Source organism: Nocardia sp. NBC_00881 (assembly GCF_045207455.1).
GTDB lineage: Bacteria > Actinomycetota > Actinomycetes > Mycobacteriales > Mycobacteriaceae > Nocardia.
In genome coordinates this window covers 911,539-931,851 of record NZ_CP108798.1, presented here as the reverse complement: position 1 = coordinate 931,851, position 20,313 = coordinate 911,539, and the positions used below count along the sequence as shown (strand labels likewise).

Annotated in this window: 14 protein-coding genes; 7 read left to right on the top strand and 7 right to left on the bottom strand. The window is 66.2% G+C overall.

Annotation, left to right across the window (positions count from 1 at the left end; all coding sequences use genetic code 11):
- Nucleotides 1-20: 20 nt before the first annotated feature.
- Nucleotides 21-2,027, top strand: coding sequence for a polyprenyl synthetase family protein (locus tag OH799_RS03555; RefSeq protein WP_406275643.1), 2,007 nt, complete (start codon nt 21-23; stop codon nt 2,025-2,027).
- A gap of 77 nt (nt 2,028-2,104) precedes the next feature.
- Here OH799_RS03555 and OH799_RS03550 read toward each other — a convergent pair whose 3' ends face one another.
- Both OH799_RS03550 and OH799_RS03545 read right to left on the bottom strand, forming a co-directional pair.
- The gene (locus OH799_RS03550) at nt 2,105-2,695 is read right to left on the bottom strand and encodes a transposase (RefSeq protein WP_406275640.1); all 591 of its coding nucleotides are present in this window, start codon (nt 2,693-2,695) and stop codon (nt 2,105-2,107) included.
- 177 nt (nt 2,696-2,872) lie between these two features.
- On the bottom strand, nt 2,873-4,117 hold the full coding sequence (locus OH799_RS03545; RefSeq protein ID WP_406265588.1) for an IS701 family transposase: 1,245 nt from the start codon (nt 4,115-4,117) through the stop codon (nt 2,873-2,875).
- A gap of 113 nt (nt 4,118-4,230) precedes the next feature.
- Between OH799_RS03545 and OH799_RS03540 the strand changes: the two genes are divergently transcribed.
- The gene (locus tag OH799_RS03540) at nt 4,231-5,865 is read left to right on the top strand and encodes an IS1182 family transposase (protein ID WP_406275637.1); all 1,635 of its coding nucleotides are present in this window, start codon (nt 4,231-4,233) and stop codon (nt 5,863-5,865) included.
- A 297-nt stretch (nt 5,866-6,162) separates the two neighbouring features.
- On the opposite strand, the gene OH799_RS03535 is transcribed toward OH799_RS03540, so the two are convergent.
- The 5 genes from OH799_RS03535 to galT form a co-directional block, all read right to left on the bottom strand.
- Nucleotides 6,163-7,485, bottom strand: a complete 1,323-nt coding sequence (locus OH799_RS03535; protein WP_406275634.1) for an aminotransferase class V-fold PLP-dependent enzyme — start codon at nt 7,483-7,485, stop codon at nt 6,163-6,165.
- Nucleotides 7,486-7,746: 261 nt separating this feature from the next.
- Nucleotides 7,747-9,033, bottom strand: coding sequence for an MFS transporter (locus tag OH799_RS03530; RefSeq protein ID WP_406281766.1), 1,287 nt, complete (start codon nt 9,031-9,033; stop codon nt 7,747-7,749).
- Between the two features lie 47 nt (nt 9,034-9,080).
- Nucleotides 9,081-10,208, bottom strand: coding sequence for a PLP-dependent cysteine synthase family protein (locus OH799_RS03525; protein WP_406275631.1), 1,128 nt, complete (start codon nt 10,206-10,208; stop codon nt 9,081-9,083).
- 820 nt (nt 10,209-11,028) lie between these two features.
- The gene (gene galK, locus OH799_RS03520) at nt 11,029-12,126 is read right to left on the bottom strand and encodes a galactokinase (RefSeq protein ID WP_406275629.1); all 1,098 of its coding nucleotides are present in this window, start codon (nt 12,124-12,126) and stop codon (nt 11,029-11,031) included.
- A complete protein-coding gene (gene galT / locus OH799_RS03515; RefSeq protein WP_406281763.1) occupies nt 12,123-13,238 on the bottom strand; it encodes a galactose-1-phosphate uridylyltransferase in 1,116 nt (371 codons plus the stop codon). Before galT ends, galK begins: the two co-directional genes overlap by 4 nt.
- 519 nt (nt 13,239-13,757) lie before the next feature.
- Between galT and OH799_RS03510 the strand changes: the two genes are divergently transcribed.
- Genes OH799_RS03510 through OH799_RS03490 form a run of 5 tightly spaced genes read left to right on the top strand, consistent with a single transcriptional unit; the run spans nt 13,758 to nt 20,148 of the window.
- Nucleotides 13,758-14,795 (top strand): extracellular solute-binding protein, encoded by a 1,038-nt coding sequence (locus OH799_RS03510; protein ID WP_406275626.1) that lies wholly within the window; start codon nt 13,758-13,760, stop codon nt 14,793-14,795.
- Between the two features lie 42 nt (nt 14,796-14,837).
- Nucleotides 14,838-15,896, top strand: coding sequence for an ABC transporter ATP-binding protein (locus OH799_RS03505; protein ID WP_406275624.1), 1,059 nt, complete (start codon nt 14,838-14,840; stop codon nt 15,894-15,896).
- On the top strand, nt 15,893-17,689 hold the full coding sequence (locus OH799_RS03500) for an ABC transporter permease (protein ID WP_406275621.1): 1,797 nt from the start codon (nt 15,893-15,895) through the stop codon (nt 17,687-17,689). Before OH799_RS03505 ends, OH799_RS03500 begins: the two co-directional genes overlap by 4 nt.
- 25 nt (nt 17,690-17,714) lie before the next feature.
- Nucleotides 17,715-19,124 (top strand): adenylosuccinate lyase family protein, encoded by a 1,410-nt coding sequence (locus OH799_RS03495; protein ID WP_406275618.1) that lies wholly within the window; start codon nt 17,715-17,717, stop codon nt 19,122-19,124.
- Nucleotides 19,105-20,148 (top strand): LacI family DNA-binding transcriptional regulator, encoded by a 1,044-nt coding sequence (locus tag OH799_RS03490; protein ID WP_406275616.1) that lies wholly within the window; start codon nt 19,105-19,107, stop codon nt 20,146-20,148. The genes OH799_RS03495 and OH799_RS03490 overlap by 20 nt, the downstream gene beginning before the upstream one ends.
- The last annotated feature ends 165 nt before the right edge of the window (nt 20,149-20,313 follow it).

The window sequence follows — 20,313 nt, the reverse complement described above, 5'->3', positions numbered from 1 at the left end:
AACCATTCAGGAGTGCCCACGTGCCACGTGCAATCGATTCCGCTGTCTTCCCGCATCTGGATGCGGACCTCGACCGGGTCCGTGAGGTTCTCGGGCCCATACGGCTGCCGGGCAGGCCCGAACTGACCGCACTCACAGACGATGGACCCGACACCTCCCGCCGCCTGGTCCGGCCCACCGTGACCTTGCTGTCGTACTACCTACTCGCCGATCCCGCAGCCCCGGCCGACGACCGGGCGGTGCGCGCCGCCGCCGCTGTGGAGTTGCTGCATCTGGGCTCGCTCTACCACGACGACGTCATCGATCACGCGTACGAGCGTCGAGGTCGCCCCAGCGCGAACGCGGTGTGGGGATCGCGCATGGCCGTACTGGGTGGCGACTCCGTGACGGCGTCGGGCGGGCGCATGCTGATCGAACTCGGCCAGCGCGAAGGGCTCGCAGGATCGATCGCGAGTGCGCAGATGTGCGCGGGCATGGTGATCGAGGCAGCCGACCAGTATGTGGCCTCCCGCAGCGAGCAGGCCTACCTGGACGCGATCGACGGCAAAACAGCAGCGCTACTCTCGCTGGCCTGCCGGGTGGGCGCGATGCAGGCCGGCCGCTCCGAGGAGCAGGAAGAGGCGCTCGCGCTGTTCGGTCGACACTTCGGGCTGGCCTACCAGCTGTATGACGACATCCTCGATCTGACCTCGACCGCCGAAGAGATGGGCAAGCCCGTCAACGCGGATCTGCCCGAGGGCATCTACACCCTTCCCGTGATCCGCGCGGCTGCCCGCGACCAGAACCTTGCCCGCCTGCTACGCAGGGCAATGACGGGTGAGGAAGCCGCACACGCCCGCGAGTTGGTGATCGCTTCCGGCGCCGTGGACCAAGCACAGGCGATGGCCGAGGAATTCCTAGGCCAGGCTGCCGGTCAGCTCGCCGCCGTGCCTGTTGACCCGCGGGCCCGTGACGCGATGATCGCCTACGTCCGGTCCGCACTCGATCGGCGAACTGCTGGTTTCGCGGTTCCCCGGCAGCCGGCGCAGCCATCCCGAGCGCACTTCGAGGCGCTCTCGCCGGAGGTCGCGCAATGGTTGAGGAATTGGATGGTGGACACCGGCCTTGCCCTCTCCGCGGCCGAGGCCGACCACCACCGATGGGCAGGCGCGCTCCGAATCCCGGCAGATGACTTGACCCCCGCGGACGCGGCCCGTGAACAGACCAGCGTCGGCCTTGCCGTGCTGGCCTTTCTGTGGGACGACCTGTTCGAGGATCCGCAGTTGAGGGATCCGGAGGCTGTCACCGCGCTCAGGCGTGGGATGGTGGCGATGCTGCGCCAGGACCCGGAGAAACCGTGGAGGTCCGGTGCGATCCCGACGGCGTGGGCGAGTTTGTGGCCGCGCCTGCGCGAGGGCCGGACCGCCCGCTGGCAGGAGCGGTTCCTGGACAGCCTCGAGGCGTGGTTCGGAGCCTGCGAACGCGAAGCGCACCATCGCATCAATGGCTATATCCCCGCCACGGCCGACTACCTGCCGCTGCGGAGGTCGACCAGTGGCATCGACATCGCCCTCGCCTGCGTGGAGGTGTACCAGGACCGGGAACTGCCGTCGAAGCTGCGCAACCACCCGGTGATCCGGCGTCTGGAGGAACTCGCCTTCTTGGTGACCTTCGTGGAGAACGACCTGGTATCACTGGATCGGGACGAGGCCGACCATGTCCCTTACAACCTGGTGCGGGCGGTCCGTCACGAGACCGGCTGCACCCGCCGCGAAGCCGTCGACCAGGTGCAGCGCCGGTTGGCCGATCAGCGCGCCCAGCTCGAGGCGGTGCTGCGCTACGCTCCCGCGCTCTTCCGCATTCTTCCCGGCCTGTCGGGCCAGGGGAAAAAGTACGCGTCGATGTACGAGGTCATCGCGCAAGGGGCGCTCCGAGTGAATCAGAGCGATCGGTACACGCAGAACTCCACTTCCGCGGCACCGGACCTGGAACGCTTGCGCCGTGAGATCTACCTCCCGGCCGACGAACCGGCTTTTACCGCACCGTAAGCCCCCAAGCCGGCGAAGCACCGAGGGGTCTTGGTAACAACAACGGCCTAGGGTGGTTGGTGTCGAATGGGTGTGTTTCATCGGTGACGTGAGCTGGTTGGTGGGGGCTTATCAGTCGACCGGTATCGGTGGTTGCTGGCGGTAGTCGGACGAGTCTGGTTGTGGCTGTTGATGTTCGGGCTCATGGTGTCGGGCGTTCGGGCTCGATGGGTGGGTGTCAGGCGGCGACTGCGGTCCAACCGCCTGTGGTGTGGGCGATGCCGAGGACTGCGAGGCGGGCGAGGTTGTGCGCAGCGGCGAGCAGTCCGCTCCGAACGCGCCAGCCGGGCCCGCATATCGACCAGAACGGTGTGCACAAACCCTGGATAGTCGAAATCCAGGCCCCCGGCCGCGTACTTCCAACGGGCATCGAACGCGAACCGCTCCACCGCCTCCCGATCCGAAAGCCCCTCGACCCGCTGCAGCACCATCACCACCGCCACGATCATCGGCGGCACCGACCGCCGCCCGACATCGGTGAACAGATCAGCGAACATCTCATCCGGGAACAACCGGACACATTCCCGGTGCAACACACCATAAATCGAGTCCTCACCCACCCGCCCGGCGCAGAACTCGACCGTCGACCGCAGCAGATCACCCTGACTCGGTACACGCCCCAACGTCACCCGAAGCATTCTGCTCGAGACAGGCCCGCACCGCACGAAAAACACCAACCACCTAGTAGTGCTTTGTTAGGTGTGAGGTGGTTGTTTTTCGGGTGGGTAGGGGTTGGTGGCAGGTGTGGCAGTGTCCGGTCCAGGTGGCGAGTAGGTGTTGGAGTCGGCGCAGGACGGCGTAGAGGGTCAGGCCTGCGCAGGGGCTTTTGGGGTGTGGCGCAGTGTGGTGCAGATGGCTTGGGCGATGGAGGCGAGGGTGACGTGACGGTGCCAGCCGGTCCAGGATCGGCCTTCGAAGTGGTCCAGACCCAGGCCGTCTTTGAGTTCGCGGTAATCGTGCTCGATGCGCCAACGGATTTTCGCCAGCTGCACGAGATCTCGTAGCGGGATGCTCGGTGGCAGGGTGGCCAGCCAGTAGTCGGTGGGTTCCGGGGCTCCGGTGGGCCATTCGGCCAGCAGCCAGCATTCGGGCAGGCTGCCGTCGGGTGCGCGGGTGATGTTGCGGTTGGCCGGGCGCACCCGCAGTGCGAGGAACCGTGACCGCATCACCGCGCCGGGATTTCCTGGGGTCTTGCGGCTGCCGCGCCGCCAGGTGACGAACCGTCCTGCCGCGCGGCCGGCGGTGGTGATCATCGTCTTCGCGGTCATGGGTTTGTCGGGGTAGTCGGTGCGGGTTCTGGGCCGTCCGAACCCGGAGTAGGTCGGTGCCACCGGTCGGGCGGTGGCGGGATGGACGCTGGTCGAGGCCGAGACGGCCAGCACATAGGCCAGTCCTCGGTCGGTGAGCCCGGCGCGGAAGGCGGTGCTGTCGCCGTAGGCGGCATCAGCGATCACCGGGCGTGCGGGCATGCCCCAGGCGGCGACTTCGTCGAGCATGTCCAGGGCCAGTCGCCATTTCTCCCGGAACCGGGCGTGGCCGGGGATCGCGCAGCGTGCTCGCAGCGCCGCGATCCGCTGGGCTTCGGCGGGGTCGGTGGCGGTGTGGTCGTCCCAGGAACGGGGCAGATACAGCCGCCAATCCAGCGCGGCCGAGGACCAGTCGGTGACCGCGTGCACGCTCACCCCGATCTGACAGTTCCCGCGCTTGCCCAGCGCCCCGCAATACATCCGCGCCACCCCGGGTGAGGATGTGCCGTCCTTCGGGAAACCGGTGTCATCGACCACCAATGCGTCGGGATCGACGAACCGTGCCGCCCACCTGGTCAGCCGCGCCCTCACCTGGCTGTGGTCCCACGTCGAGGTCGTCACGAACTGCTGCAACTGCTGATGATCCACCCCCAGCCGTGCCGCCATGGGCTGCATCGACTTGCGCTTACCGTCGCAGAGTAGGCCCCGCAGATACAACTGTCCCTTTGCTCGCTGATCCCGACGGGCGAACCCGGCGAACATCTCCGCCGCGAACTCCTCGATCACCGGACGAACCAACTCCATCTCCTCACCCAACACCGTTCAACCACAACACATCTCGCACCACCTAACAAAGCACTACTAGGTGGTTGGTGTTTTTCGTGCGGTGCGGGCCTGTCTCGAGCAGAATGCTTCGGGTGACGTTGGGGCGTGTACCGAGTCAGGGTGATCTGCTGCGGTCGACGGTCGAGTTCTGCGCCGGGCGGGTGGGTGAGGACTCGATTTATGGTGTGTTGCACCGGGAATGTGTCCGGTTGTTCCCGGATGAGATGTTCGCTGATCTGTTCACCGATGTCGGGCGGCGGTCGGTGCCGCCGATGATCGTGGCGGTGGTGATGGTGCTGCAGCGGGTCGAGGGGCTTTCGGATCGGGAGGCGGTGGAGCGGTTCGCGTTCGATGCCCGTTGGAAGTACGCGGCCGGGGGCCTGGATTTCGACTATCCAGGGTTTGTGCACACCGTTCTGGTCGATATGCGGGCCCGGCTGGCGCGTTCGGAGCGGCCGAACCGCATCTTCGACACCGTGCTGCAAGTCGCGCACCGGGCAGGGCTGGTGGGCCGTCGCCGGGTGCTGGACTCGACCCCGTTGTATGACGCGGTGGCCACGATGGACACCATCACCCTGGTCCGGTCGGCGATCCGGGGCCTGTTCACCGCCGCCGATGCGGAGCTGGCAACGATGTTGCGGGCGCGGGTCAGCAGCGGTGACGATTACGCCAGCGCGGCCAAACCGGTGATCGATTGGGACGACGAAGCCGCCCGCGCCCAGTTGATCGATTCCCGCGCCGGTGACGCGATGGCAATGCTGGCGGTGCTCGACGGGTGTGAACTCGAAGAGCCGACGGGCAGGGCCGCGCAGCTGCTGGCCACCGTGGTGGGCCAGGACATCACCGAAGGCGATGACGGCTGTTTCCGTATCGTGCGGGGTACCGCCGCGGACCGGGTGATCTCCACCGTCGATCCCGAGACCCGTCACGGGCACAAGACCTCGGCTCGCGGGTTCGACGGTTACAAGGGCCATATCGCCGTCGATCCCGACAGCGAGATCATCACCGCCACCACCGTCACCCCCGGCAATGCCGGTGACGCCGACGCCGCTGAGGGCCTGCTCGCCGATATCCTGCCCGCCGAAGCCGAAGCCGAAGCCGAAGCCGAAGCCGAAGCCGAAGCCGAAGCCGAAGCCGAAGCCGAAGCCGAAGCCGGTGGGGTGGCGGTGTTCGGTGATGCCGCCTACGGCGCGGGTGAGTTGCTGAAGCGGTTGGACGACAACGGGATTGGCAACCGGATCAAGGTGCAGCCCTCGCCGTCGGTGAAAGGGCATTTCGCCAAGGACCGCTTCACCATCGACCTGGACCGGCGGACGGTGGCTTGCCCGGCAGGGGTCACCGCGACGATCGGCGCCCGCACCGGGCGTCGGACCGGCACCGCCTGTTTCGGCGTCGCCTGCACCGGGTGCCCACTGCGCGCGCAGTGCACCACCGCGGCCGGTGGCCGCACGATCACGGTCGGTGCTTTCGAGGAATACCTGGTCACCGGTCGCGAGCGCCAACGCGATCCGGCTTGGAAGGCCGACTACCGTGCCACCCGGCCCAAGGTGGAACGCAAGATCGGGCACCTGATGCGCCGCCGCCACGGCGGACGCCGCGCCCGCATGCGCGGACGAGTCAAAGTCGCCGCCGACTTCGGACTGCTCGCCGCTGCGCACAACCTCGCCCGCCTCGCAGTCCTCGGCATCGCCCACACCACAGGCGGTTGGACCGCAGCCCCCGCCTGACACCCACCCATCGAGCCCGAACGCCCGACACCATGAGCCCGAACATCAACAGCCACAACCAGACTCGTCCGACTACCGCCAGCAACCACCGATACCGGTCGACTGATAAGCCCCCACCAACCAGCTCACGTCACCGATGAAACACACCCATTCGACACCAACCACCTAGGACCTGTCACGTTCCGTGACAGCTCGCGGGCCACCCCGGATCGTGAGAATGGAACCGGGCATCCATCACCGCCGGCGCCAGGAGTTGCGCCACCCAGCGCCGGCCGCGCCGAGCACTGGAGTGTGGCCTCAGACGCGGAACCGGCGGGCCACGTCGTGCAGCGCGGTTGCCAGCTGGTCGACGTGGCCGGCGGGGGTGAACTGGGCCGGGGTGACCCGCACACAGTCGCCGCCCGTGACCCCGCCACGCCGGACCGTGAAGATGCGGTACGTGTCCAGCAGGTAGCCGGCGATGGCCTCGTTGTCGGCTTGCGAGGTCCGACCGGAAAGCCGGAACGAGGTGATCGCGCCATACATCGACGAGTCGTCCGGGGTCAAGATCTCCAGGTTGTCGATCTGCCGGACCTGATCGACCCAGCGGTTACGCAGGTAGCGCAGCCGGGCTTCCTTGACAGAGGCGCCCAGAGCCTCATGACAGTCCAGAGCGGTCGGCAGGGTGAGGAAGGCAGCCACGTCCAGGGTGCCGGAGTGAACCCGGGAGCGAATGTCGCCGGCAGGGTAGGTTTCGTCGGCGAAGGCCGCGTCGATGTCTGCCAAACGGTTCTTGCGGACGTAGAGGAACCCGACACCGAGCGGCGCGTTGATCCACTTGTGCAGGGAGAACCCGGCGAATTCCGCATCCAGGTCGGGAATGGTGAAGTCGAGCTGACCCCAGGAGTGGGCCGCGTCGACGATCACGTCCACGTCCCGCTCCCTGGCCATCGCCACGATTTCCCGTACCGGCACGACCAGGCCTGTGCGGTTGTTCATATGGCTGAGCAAGAGCAACCTGACCCCGGGATGGTCGCGCAGCGCCCGGGAGTAGGTGTCGAGAACTGCCTGGCGGGTCGGCGGTTCCGGGATCACGATCCGCACGATCTCGACGCCACGCCGGTGCCGCAGTGCGTTCACCGCGTACTGACAGCTGTGGTAGTCGAGGTCGGCATACATCACGGCATCGCCTGGCCGCAGCCGGTTGTAGCCGGCGATGAGATTCTGCAGCGCCTCGGTGCCACCACGGGTCAGGGTGACCTCCTCCGCGGACACACCGGCCGCCGCGGCCAGGCGTTCCCGGATGTGTTCGAGTTCCGCTTTATAGGTGGTTCTCAGCAGGTACGAGTTCAACTGGTTGAGCCGGTCCATGTTGCGCAGGTACTCACGGCGCACCGGTGCCGACATAATCCCGTAGTAGCCGTTCTCCAGGTTGATGACTTGCGGGGTCACCGGATATTGGTTTGCCACCGTAGTCCAGAACCGCTCGTCCCTGGCGACCTCGTCGAGACCGCGGCCCGAGGGCGCCACCACCGGCGTGATATCCGATCTCCCGTCCTGGGTGTGGTCCCCTCGCAGGATGCCGGGCGCAACGGCACCGGCACCGAGCCCGGCCAACAGCCGACGCCGAGACACAGACATAACCATTCCTCTCAATAATTGCCTTGCACCGCAAGGTTTTTCGACATGCAGGGCCCACCGCTCCCGGTGGGCCCTGTCCCGGATCTACTGCAGCAGCATCTTCCGATCGCATCAAAGTCGGACTTCCCGCTGCGGTATGCACTCGACATAATCTGCGCTGTGCGTGCGACCGGTGCGGGACCGCAGCTGGTCGGGTTCCTGCTGTGGCCGGGTCCGATGTCGAACGTCTGGCGCGGATGTGACGTGTTCGCGACCGTGCGATCAGCGCATCCCGTCGGTTGCGTCGTCCGCCCCCGCGGGGACAGTTCCTCGACTGGCCGCGGGCACATTCGGCGGCCGGAACCGACCTACCGGGTGAGCGCCTGTGGTGGAGACAGCTGTGGGCCGGAAACGGTCGAGGCCGTGTAGTGCGAATGTCGCGATGACGCCGATCAGGCTGAGTCCCAGCCAAATCGCCCAGTCCGCTGCTGCGTCATGGGCGGCGCCGACAATGGCACCGGTGACGAGATTGCCGATCAGGATGCCGACACCCACGATGGTGTTATAGAAGCCGTAATGAGTCGCCACCAGTCTTCCACTCGAGAGTGTCACCACGGCGTCCATCTCGAATGGAAATATCGCCGCCGTGCCGACCGCCAGGATTGCGGCCGAGACCAGCAGTGCCCCGACCGCGGCTGCGACGCCGAATCGGTCCGGTCCGGATACAACCGCCAGCGGTACGAACGACGCGGTCAGGATCCCCATGCCGACGACCAAGCTACGGCCGGTCCCCCATCTCGCCTTGAACCATGCGGTGATTCGCAACTGCCCGGCGACCGCTACCACTCCGGATACCACGAACACCGCCGACACCAGCAGCTGCGATCGTGCGCCCGCGATGAATTCGGCCTGCAACGGCAGTGCGAGATACACCTGGAATGACAGCACATACGAGCCGATCATCGCCAGCGCGAACCACACGAACCGCCGGTTGGCAACGACCGTGCGCCAATCGTCGAGCACCGAGGGCTTCTCCGCCGCCGTCTCCGTGCGCCGGGCGGGCAAGGCGAACAGCTGCGCCACGGTCAGCGCCGCGAACACCACCGCCGCCGCACCCGCGGTCACCCGGAAATCCACCGCCATCAACGCCAGGCCGACCAGCGGACCGGCCAAGATGCCCGCCTGATAGAAGATGTTGAACACCGCGAACGCTTCCACCCGACGTTCCCCGGTATCGGCCGCAAGGTAGGCGCGCACCGCCGGATTGAACAGGGCCCCGGCGAAACCCGTTGCCGCCGACGCGATCAACAAACCAGGCAGTGAGGTCGCGAATACCAGCAGCGCGAACCCACCGGTACGCAACAGACACCCCACCACGATCAGCGGCTTGTACCCGAGCCGGTCGGCCAGTGTGCCGCCGACCAGGAACATGCCCTGCTGGGAGAAGTTCCGCACGCCCAGCACCAGCCCGACCGCCCACGCCGCCAAACCGAGCGGACCCGCCAAGTAGCCCGCCAGGTACGGCATCAACATGTAGAAACCCAGGTTGATGCCGAACTGATTGACCATCAACAACCTGGCGGCGAGGTCGAAACTACGGAACTTCCGGAACACCGTCACGAGACCGCCTCCTCGACCAGGGACAGCGCGCGTGGATCGACCACCGTCGCACAGCGAGTCCAAGACTGGACCACCCGCTCGCTCGGATGCGCGATAGTGTCCGGCTCGATCGGCGGGGCGCCGTCCAGCAGTCCGTGTTCGGCGCAGTACCGATCGTTGTAGACGGTGTCGAAATAGCGGTGCGGACCATCGGGGAACACCGCAGCGACTGTAGCGTCGGCGTCATGGGTGCGTGCCGCCCAGCCCGCGACCAGCGCCACGGCTCCGACGCTCCAGCCGCCGGCGGCATAGTGGGTCGCGGCGAGGGTGCGGCATGTCCACACCGCCTCCGACGGCGCTACCCAGTGCACTTCGTCGAAGGCGGCGTAGTCGATGTTCGGCGGGTAGATACTCGATCCCAGGCCGCGCATCAGGCGAGGGCCCGCGGGCTGACCGAAGATCGTCGAAGCCACCGTGTCCACGCCGATGAGCTTCAGGTCCGGATTGAATCGGCGCAGCACCCGGGCCACTCCGGCCGAGTGTCCGCCGGTGCCTACCGCGCACACCAGCACATCCACCACGCCGAGCTGTTCGATCAGCTCGAGCGCCAACGATTCGTAGCCGTCGACGTTGTCCGGGTTGCTGTACTGGTCCGGGCACCAGGCATCGACATCCTGGTCGAGCAGGTCCGCGACCCGATCGCGACGGGCTTGCTGCCAGCCCCCGATCGGGTGCGGCTCGGACACGACGTCCACCTGCGTGCCGTAGGCGGCGAGCATTCGCGCGACGATGGGCTCTAGACCGGGGTCGGTCACCACCGTGACCGGGTGGCGGTACACCATTCCAGCCAGCGCCAAACCCAAACCTAATGTTCCACTCGTGGATTCGATGATCCGCGCCCCAGGCGCCAGCTCGCCACGGACTTCCGCCCGCCGCACCATGTGCAGCGCGGGACGGTCTTTCATACCGCCGGGGTTGGCCGCTTCGATTTTGGCCCAGAACCCGCGCCCGACCGGTGCCAGCGGGGCGCCGACCCACAGGACGGGAGTGTTCCCGACCAATGCGTGGGGATGCCGGGCCGCGCCCGGCGCGGCACCAATCTCTGCGGGTATCTCGGTGCGCCTGTCGAACACAATCTTGTTCATGACTGTCGCTTCCTGTATCTGGACCGCCATCAAGACGGTCCGAACGATGAATGGGCAGCGAACACCGGCCGACGACCCGGCAACGTCGGCCTGGCGCTGACCTATCAGCGTCGCGCGATACAGAACCGCGTGAGTAGATCCCGCCCACCAGCAGCGGGCAGGGACGTCGCCGGTGGACCACGGACACCGCGGCCGGGTGGCGAGAAGACGACCGCGAGGACAACCGCGGCCGCATCCAACATCAACGCCAACAGTTGAAGCGATAGGGCCCTCGTCCCTGTGCTTGGCAGCACCGACTTGACGAGGCAGTGCACGATGTGCGGACCGCAGTCATCATCCGAATCTGTTGCAGCCCCGTGGGTGTGCTCCTCCGGCACAGAATGCGCACGGGAGGTGAAGTGCCCGACTACCGAGGCGGGCGATGGAGGCCGGTGCGCATGGGATCCCAGCAGTGCACAGTCGATCATGTGTGCCACGAGCAGCACCGACACGACAAGTGCGACCACGACTCCGCCGCGCCGCAACCGACCGAGAGAATTCACAATGTCCGACTATAGCAACCTACCGCTACGGGGTATACCTATCCGGAGAGCCGAAACGGGGCGCCACAACGATAACCGCGGCGCTACCGCTGTCCCCGCGGACGGCACACTGATCACCCGATGCACAGCCGAACACACCCGCGACACCACGGTGGCGGGCGACGACCTCACCCGACTCCACCGGTAGCGGCGGCTGCGCCGGGGGCGTTGGGCCAGGTGCTCGACGACGGGCGATAGCCGTCCATGCCGTCAGCGGCCGGAACCCGGCTAGCGCGGGATCACGAGATCCGACGTGCTCCGGCCGACGGTACCGCCACGAGGGTTCGGGGCGCTGCGAAGTCCTCGGTGTGGAACCGCGTCGCGATGGCCGCGGCGATGTGCCGCGTGTGCTCGGCGTCGGCGAGCGCGATGATGCTACCGCCGAAGCCACCACCCACCATGCGAGCTCCGTAGGCGCCGGCCGCCAGCGCCGTATCGACCGCGGCGTCGAGTTGCGGTGTGGAGATTTCGAAATCGTCGCGCAGCGAGGCATGCCCTGCGGTCAGGATCGACCCGATCTCGCGCGGATCGTGACGACCGCGCAGAGTGTGGAGGACCGCGAGCACCCGGGCGTTCTCGGCGACGACATGGCGGGCCCGCCGTCGCAGCACAGGATCGCCGATCCGATCCGTTTCGGCTACATCGGTGACTTCGCGCAGCGCGCGCACGCCGAGCGCCGCGGCGGCCTCCTGACATTCGGTGCGCCGCTTGCCGTATTCGCCATCGACCAGCTGATGCGGAGTATTGGTGTCGACCACCAGCAGTTGCAGGCCCGCCGCGGCCAGATCGAACGGGATCTGTGTGTGCTCACCCTTGGCGAAGTCGAGGAACAGAGCGTGCCCTGCGGTGCACAGCACCGAGGCCGACTGATCCAGGGTGCCGGTGGCCGCGCCGACGTAGGTATTCTCCGCGGCCCGGCCGATGTCGATGAGGTCGGTGTCGGCGACGGGCAGCGCGAACAGGTCACGCAACGCGATCGCCACCGCACACTCCACAGCCGCCGAGGACGACAGCCCGGCGCCGACCGGCACCGCGCCGTCGAGCTCCAGTGTCACGCCCGCGACCGCATGTCCGCGACGGAGGTATTCGTGCACCACACCCAGCGGATACCTGGCCCAGCCGGACACGTCGGCCTCTGCCAGTCCCGTGATCGGCGCGTTCACCGACTCGCCGGGATGCTGCCGTGAGGAAACCCGTGCCCTGCCGTCGCCGGTCGCCACCGCGGTACAGGTCACCACCTGCGGGACGGCGATCGGCAAGGCGTAGCCGTTGTTGTAGTCGGTATGCTCGCCGATGATGTTGACCCGCCCGGGCGCCGCCCATACCCCGCTGGTCACCGCATCTCCCGCAATTCGGCCGCGACCGTCTCCGGCGTGGTGTCGCTGATGAACACCGACATACCGGACTCCGAACCGGCCAAGTACTTCAACTTGTCCGCCGCCCGACGGGTCGAGAACAGCTGCAGGTGCAGCCACCAATCCTCGCGGGCCACACCGGATCCCGGCGTCGGCGCCTGATTCCACGCGGCGATATACGGCATCGGGCTGTCGAAGTAGTGCGCAAAGCGTTGCAGCACATCCAAATACAGTGTCGCGAATGCATCGCGCTGCGCAGCCTCGAGGTCGGGAAGGTCGGCGACGCGACGATGAGGATACAGCAGCACCTCGTAGGGCCAGCGCGCGAACGGCGGCACGAACGCCGTCCACTCCTCGTTGGCCGCCACTATCCGCAGCCCGGCCGCGCGTTCGTCAGCCAGCAGGTCACCGAACAGGTTGCCGCCGTGGGACTTCCGGTAGCGTCGCACATTCTCCGACATCCTGGTCACCCGCGGCGTGACGAATGGGTAGGCATAGATCTGTCCATGCGGATGCGACAGCGTCACCCCGATCTCCGCACCGTGGTTCTCGAAGCAGAACACCTGCCCGATGCCATCGATGTCCGCCAGTTCCGCACTGCGCTGCGCCCAGGCGTCCACCACCAATCGGGCGCGCTGAGGATCCAGTTGGGCGAAGGAGGAATCGTGATCGCTGGTGAAGCACACCACTTCACAGCGGCCGAAGCCGTCGCGCAGCGGCGTCAGCGGTGAGCCCGCGACGGTCGCGCCAACCGATCCCGCCCCTTCTGTGTCCGGCACTGCACCGGGCCCGATCGGGTCTTCGTGACTGGTGGACAGCGAGGGGAACCGATTCTCGAAAACGACCACCTGATACTCGGATTCGGGGATCTCGGTGGCCCGCTCCGGCGTGGACGGGCACAGCGGGCACAGATCGGCAGGCGGCAGGAAGGTCCGGGTCTGCCGGTGCGAGGCAATCACTACCCACTCGCCAAGCAGAGGATCGAAGCGCCGCTGCGAATGCGTGGTGGTCTGTAGCGGCTCGCGAGTGCCGGTCGCGGTGCGCGGAACGCCCGGGTCGGCGTCGAAGTACAGGATCTCGCGGCCGTCGGCCAGCTTCCGGCGGGTGGTGATCACTGGGCCGCCCGGCGGTAGACCTGGGCCGAGGTGGGTGGGCGGTGAAGTGGCGGCGGCGCCATGGCGACCTCCGATCGTCGCTCGAGGATTCGGTCGGACAGTACACCGACGACCGTGAACACTCACATCGGATGAATCGGAGCGGCCGGCGCCGTGAATGCGGTGCCACCGCCCTCCCTGCGGACGGAGGCAGCGCGGGCAGCGCACGACCCTGTCTCGCGCCGCTCCCGCGACACATCCTCGCGAGTCACGACTGCCGCAGCACCTCTCCAGGCGGAGACCGTCGATTGGACTGCGGACAAGGTCGGCACTGGACGGATCGCTCTGCTCGTGCGAGCTCGTCGGTGTGCCACATAGCTATTGACAGCGCGTTGGCTGGGATGGTTTCCTCTAGCAGGTCGGTAGATCGATCTACCACCTTGCGGATGGCTACACGGCGCGCCTTTCGGCCCTCAGTAGTCGCGGAGGTCATGTGTTTGCGCGAGAGGGCGTTCATCGATGAAGGCCACCAAGTCGTTCGTTGCGCTGTCCCTGGTAGCGGTGCTGGCATGGGCGGGCTCTGCGTGTGGGCTGACATCTGGGCCCACCGCGACCGCACTGACCATCTACACGGCACGCCCGAGCAGCATCTCGCAACCGGTGATCGACGCGTTCGAGGCCGCGAACCCGGAGTACAAGGGACGCGTACGGTTGCTCACCCTGGGGGCAGGCGAGGTGTTGGAGCGAGTCCGGGCCGAGACGCATCGCCCCCAAGCGGACATATGGTGGGGCGGCACACCACAGCAATTCGGCGAAGCCGTGCAAGCCGGCGTGTTGTCCCCTGCTCGTGACGACGTCATCGCCCGTGTTCCGGAACAGTTTCGAGGGTCGGACAATTTGTGGCTGGGCGAGATGCGCACAGTCAACCTGATCTTCTACAACCACGCGATGGTGGAGCCCGGGCAGGCGCCGAAAGATTGGGACGATCTCATCGCGCCGGCACAGAAGGGAAAGCTGCTGATCCGTGATGTAGCGGCGTCGGGAACGATGCGCAGCATCTACGGGGCTTTGATCGGTCGTTCCTATACTCGAACCGGCGACCCCCAGCCGGGTTATGACTTTCTGCGCGCTCTGGACCGCAATACCGAGGCGTACGTCCCGCATCCGAACGACCTGTATCTGCGCGTCCAACGGCAAGAGGCGCCGATCAGTGTCTGGAATCTGCAAGACATCCTGGTACAACGGGCCAAAGGCGCGCCGTTCACGCCGGTGGCACCGACATCGGGTGCACTGATGCAGCTCGACGGTGTCGGCAAGATCAGAAGTGGACCGCACGGCGGCAACGCAGACGCCTTCCTGGAGTTCCTGCTCCGACCCTCCACTCAGCAGATGTTGGCGGACCGGGCGTTTCAGCTCCCGACGGTGCCGCTCCCGCGGGATCCGGCCTGGCTGGCCGGAATCGATCTACACGAGATGTCGGTGGATTGGGCGACGGTGAATCGCGAGGAGGACAAGTGGATCGACTATTGGGTTCAGAACATCAAGAACCACCGCTGACAAAGCGCTGAGCAATTAACCTCCGGTCCTGTTGGAGACATCGTGATACCGATCGAACTCGATCACATTCAGAAGACCTACGACACCACCACCGAAATAGCCATGCACGCCACCATCGCCGCCGGCGAGCTGTTCACACTGCTCGGTCCGTCCGGATGCGGCAAGTCCACCCTGCTGCGGATCATCGCGGGCTTCGTCGACCCCACACAAGGTCGAATTCTCTTCGAGGACAAGGACGTCACGACGATGGCGCCCAACCGCCGGGACACCGGCATGGTGTTTCAGAACTACGCGCTGTTTCCCCACATGACCGTCGCCGAGAACATCGCGTACGGGCTGCGAGCGCGCAAAGTCGACAAGAAGTCGCGTGCCGCGCGTGTCGCTGTGGCGCTCGATCAGGTGGGGCTCGCCGGATACGGACACCGCCGAATCGACCAGCTCTCCGGCGGACAGCAGCAGCGTGTCGCGCTCGCTCGGGCAGTGGTCATCGCGCCATCGGTGCTGCTGCTGGACGAACCGCTGTCGAACCTGGATGCGAAGCTACGGGAGGAAACCCGTGCCGAGATCCGGCGGGTGCAGTCGGAAGCCGGCATCACCACCGTCTACGTCACCCATGATCAGGCCGAGGCGATGGCGATGAGCGACCGTATCGCAGTGCTCGATCGTGGTCGCGTGCATCAGATCGACACGCCGTGGGCCGTGTACCACCGCCCCGCCACCGCCTTCGTGGCCCGCTTCATCGGGCGCAGCAATGTGGTGCCGGTTACGGTCGTCGAGGTGAACGATCACGAGGTCGGTGTCAAGCTCGCTGGCGGGTCGTCCATTACGGTACCGATACCGGCATTCGGCCCGATCGGTGTCGGTGACGAACTCGCGCTGTCACTGCGTCCGGAAGCATTGGAATTCGCCACACCACAGCGAGCTGTCGCCGAGGGAAAAGTCACCGACATCGAATTCAGCGGCGCTACAAGCACTTATACCGTAGTAACGCCGGATCTGACGTTGCGGGTCTCGGTGTCCGACGCAATCGGCCGACCACGGATAGGTGACAGTGTCTCGATCGGTATCGCTTCCGGGCACCCATGGTTGGTGCAGCCATGACCGCCGTCACCGCCGAAGAAGCCTCGCCCGCCCCAGACGCCCCGAGACCACCGGGATCCGCGCCGAGCCGCTGGAAGAAAATGCGTCGCCGGCTGCCGGGCAGTTCCAGCGCAAGGTTCGTCTACCTGCCGACGGTGGCGGTTGTGGCAGTTCTCCTCCTCTTCGTCGTCATTCCCATGGTTTACACCGCGATCTCGAGCACGCGAGGCAAAGGCGCCCGGGCGAACTACGAGACATTCCTCCATGGTGGGTCGGGCACGGCGCTGGTGCTGTCGGTGGGGATCTCGCTCGCGTCGGTTCTCGGGTGCGGCATCATCGGCACTCTGCTCGCGGTCACGATGAACCGCTTCGATTTTCCGGGCCGTCGAATTCTCGAGGTCGCCGCGATTCTCCCGATGGCACTGCCGCCATTGATCGGCGCGGTGTCGTTCGTGCTGCTCTACAGCGTGACCGGCATCGTGCCGCGGACACTCTCGCAGTGGTTTGGTATCGATCCGGGTACGGTGGCGGTGAACGGCGTCGGTGGTGTGGTGCTGGTGCACGTATTCACGATGTTCCCGTTCTTCTACTTGCCGGTGGCCGCTGGGCTGGCCGGGATGGACTCGTCGCTGGAAGCCGCCGCGTACAACCTCGGCGCCAGCCGGATTCGGGTGTGGCGCACGGTTGTTCTTCCGATGCTGACTCCGGCGCTGGTATCCGGCGCCCTGCTGACGTTCATGATCTCGATGGCGTCGTTCACCGCTCCGCAGCTCTACAACGTGCAGACGCTGACGATGCAGATCGTCGCCACCAAGACCGGCGGTAACCAGGAACTGGCTGCCGCTCAAGCGACGGGGCTGGCGGTTGTGTCGATCTGCTTTCTCGTCTCGATGCGGTGGTATCAGGGTCGGCGCGTGCACCGCAGTCTGTCCAAGGGGATTCAGCGTGACCGGACCGCGAGCCGAGGGCCGATACGCTGGGTGGCCGCGGTCGCCGCGACAGTACTGGCCCTGGTGCTGATGGCGCCCGTGCTTACCGTGGTGCTGGTGTCGTTTTCGGTGGACAACTCATGGACGACACAGATCCTGCCGCCCGCCTACACGCTGGGCAATTACGCCACGCTGTTCACCGATCCGGGCAGTCTGCTGCCGATGTCGGTCAGCGTCCAGATGAGCTTTCTCGCCACGGTGGGGGCCGTACTGGTCGGTGTCGCCGCGGCGTACGTCGTCGCCCGCTGGCGCGGACCCGGCCGCGGTGTGATCGACATCATGGTGATGCTGCCGTGGGCCCTGCCCGGTACTGTCGTCGGCGTCAACCTGGTCAACGCGTTCGACGAACCGCAACCGAGCAATCTCGGGATCTCGCTGGTCGGGGCCTTGTGGATCCTGCCCGTCGCGTATTTCGTTCGATTCGTGCCGCTGGTATTCCGGTCGACCGGCGCGGCGCTGGGCACCGTCGATCCCGCACTCGAGGAGGCCGCGCTCAGTCTCGGATCCGGCCCGCTACGGGTATTGCGCACGGTCACGATCCCTTTGATCGCCAAAGGCGTTGTCGCGGGGGCATTGCTCGCCTTCGTCGACGGTGTGGGTGAGTACGTCGCGTCGGTGGTCGTCTATCCGGCCAGTTTTCCGCCGCTGTCGGTGGAGATCTACCACCGCATCTACTCGTCCGAATTCGGCACCGCTGCCGCCTACGGAACGCTGCAGATCGCGTTGATCCTCGCCGTTCTGATAGTCAATAACATTCTGCAACACAACCGGCGGCAACGGCGCCATCAGTCTGCGGCGCCGGTAGTCACTCGTGCGGGAATCTGACCACGACAGGAACGGATACTGATACATGGCAAAGCGATTCACCTCCGGCCGAGTGCCGCCGAGCGAGATGGAACCGATTTTCGATACATCGGCACGTTGGCAATGTTGGCTCGATGTCGAAGCGGCGCTTGCTCTTTCGGAGTCCGAACTGGATCTCATCCCTCCAGATGCCGGCTCCGCAATTGCCCGCGGCTGTCAGCTGGACCGGCTCGATGTAGCTCGCATCGAAGCCGAAATGGAACGAACCAGCCACCCCTTGATGCCCTTGATCGTCGAACTCAGCCGCACCGTGGAGCCACCACACGGCCGATGGGTGCACTGGGGAGCCACCACCCAGAACATCACCCAGACGGGCGACACGTTATTGCTGCGTCGCGCCTGCGTCCTGATCCGGAAACAACTGCTGAGCATCCTCGCCGCGCTCGCCGAACTCACCGACCGCAGCGCGGACATGGTCATGGCCGGCCGCACCCACGGCCAACACGCTGTGCCGATCACCTTCGGATACAAGAGCGCCGCGTGGATCGACGAGTATCTGCGCCATCTCGAGCGGCTCGACCAGCTGGCGCCGCGGCTGTTCGTCGCCCTGCTCGGTGGCGCTGCGGGAACCTCTGCGTCGCTGGGCGAGCAAGCCCCGCAACTGCAGCGACTCGTGGCCGACCGGCTCGGGCTGGCGCTGATGGCCGTTCCTTCCCGCAGCATCGGCGATCATCAGGCCGAACTGGTCACCGTGCTCGGGCTGGTCGCTGCGACCAGCGGAAAGATCGCCCGCGAGATCTATCAGCTGATGAAGACGGAATACCAGGAGGCGGAGGAGCCCATCCCGGCCGGCACAGTGGGCAGCTCGACGATGCCGCACAAACGCAATCCGCAGCTGTGTCAGGACGTCATCGGTATCACTGCCGAGATTCGGGCATTGGCACCGCTGGCTCTCGAATCGGCCATGGGTGAGCACGAGGCCGACCACGCCTCGTCTGTGTTGTTCGATACGCAGCGGCGTGCTTGTGAGCTCACCGCGGAATCATTGGCGCGCATCGAAGTCATCGTCGCCGGACTGCGTCTGGATCGAGAACGCATGCGCCGCAATCTCGATCTGTCCGATGGCATGATCTTGTCCGAGGCGATCATGCTGCGGCTCGGTCGAACCCTTGGTCGGCAAACTGCACACGAGCTTGTCTACGACGCGGCCCACACTGCGATAACCACCGATGTACCATTCGCTGCCGCCCTTACCGCGGATGCCCGCGTCGCCGGTAGGCTCGATGCCCAGGCCATCGAAAGTTTGCTCCAGCCCGACGCGCACCTCGGATTCGCCCCGGTCATCGCGCGTGAGCAGGTCGACCGGGCTCGTGCGGCGGTTGTTCGCTGCGCAGGAAGCGACCGCGCCGGCGCGGAGTGGGAGGCGGGCGCAACAGGTGACGAATCAGCAAGATGAGACCCGACACGCTACTTTGCAAGACGTAGCGAACCGGGCAGGCGTGTCCCGGGCGACCGCGTCCTTGGTCGTCCGCGGCACCGGCCGGGTGTCACAGCGGACGCGTGACCGCGTCCATCAGGTGATGGACGAACTCGGCTATGTCTACAACAGAAGTGCCGCTTCGTTGCGAGCCGGTCGCAGCAACGTCATCGGTGTACTGGTCACCACAGTGACCAACCCCTTCTTCGCCGAGGTGATCGTCGGGCTCGAACAGCGTCTGGCCCGACTGGGCTACGTGTCGTTGCTGGCGAACACCCTCAACGATGCCGACCGCCAGGCGCGGCTGGTCACTTTTCTCCAGGAGAGCAACGTCGCCGGTGTGGTGATGGTGCCAGCCTTCACCACCGATCCGCGTACCCTCCAATCGTTTGCCGCCCGCGAGATCCCACTGCTGTTCTTGACCCGCGCCGCAGGTGAGGACCCGGACCTCTACCTGCGCACCGATGATGTCGCTGATGGCGATCTGGCGGCAGATCATCTGTTCTGGCACGGGTGCCGCACCGTCGCCTATCTCGGCGGGCCGGCGGATTCGGTTGCTCGGCGCGACCATCTCGCCGGAGTGCGGGCCGCGGCGGAACGCCACAACCTCGCGCCGGTGCGGCTCATCGACATCACGTCCCCAACAACCGCGCGCGGGGGTCTGGCGGCCGGGCGCCAACTGCTTGCCAGCGAAGCGGCGTGCGATGGCATCATTTGTCATAGCGACGACATCGCGCTAGGTGTCTATCGCGCGCTCCACGATGCCGGACGGGCCACGAGCATCCCAGTGATCAGCTTCGACGATGTCGGCCATGCCGAGCTGATGGAGCCGCCACTGACCACGATCCGCCGCCAGCCGCTCGAGTTCGGCCGCCGGGCGGCCCAGCTGCTGCACGACCGACTCATCGGCGATGCCACCGGGCCGGTGACCACCGTCCTCCCGTCCGAGTTGGCCATCCGACGGTCCTGCGGTTGCTGCCCGGATTCGACCCGCACGGACTGAAAACCGGGTATCGGCGGCGCCGACCGCCACGCGACGGGCGGATTGAGCGTCGCGGAACCCGGCGAGCCCGGATTTATGACCGCCGATCGCCATCCGGATCGACGGCTGGGCGAGTTCGGCCTTGATGCGCTGAGTACCCTCGCGGACGGTCGAATCGGCGTCCAC

Excerpts from the sequence above, each read along its gene's own strand:
- OH799_RS03545 (WP_406265588.1), bottom strand. The coding sequence starts at position 4,117 with ATGGAGTTGGTTCGTCCGGTGATCGAGGAGTTCGCGGCGGAGATGTTC.
- OH799_RS03535 (WP_406275634.1), bottom strand. The coding sequence starts at position 7,485 with ATGTCTGTGTCTCGGCGTCGGCTGTTGGCCGGGCTCGGTGCCGGTGCC.
- OH799_RS03530 (WP_406281766.1), bottom strand. The coding sequence starts at position 9,033 with ATGGTCAATCAGTTCGGCATCAACCTGGGTTTCTACATGTTGATGCCG.
- OH799_RS03525 (WP_406275631.1), bottom strand. The coding sequence starts at position 10,208 with ATGAACAAGATTGTGTTCGACAGGCGCACCGAGATACCCGCAGAGATT.
- OH799_RS03510 (WP_406275626.1), top strand. The coding sequence starts at position 13,758 with ATGAAGGCCACCAAGTCGTTCGTTGCGCTGTCCCTGGTAGCGGTGCTG.
- OH799_RS03500 (WP_406275621.1), top strand. The coding sequence starts at position 15,893 with ATGACCGCCGTCACCGCCGAAGAAGCCTCGCCCGCCCCAGACGCCCCG.
- OH799_RS03495 (WP_406275618.1), top strand. The coding sequence starts at position 17,715 with ATGGCAAAGCGATTCACCTCCGGCCGAGTGCCGCCGAGCGAGATGGAA.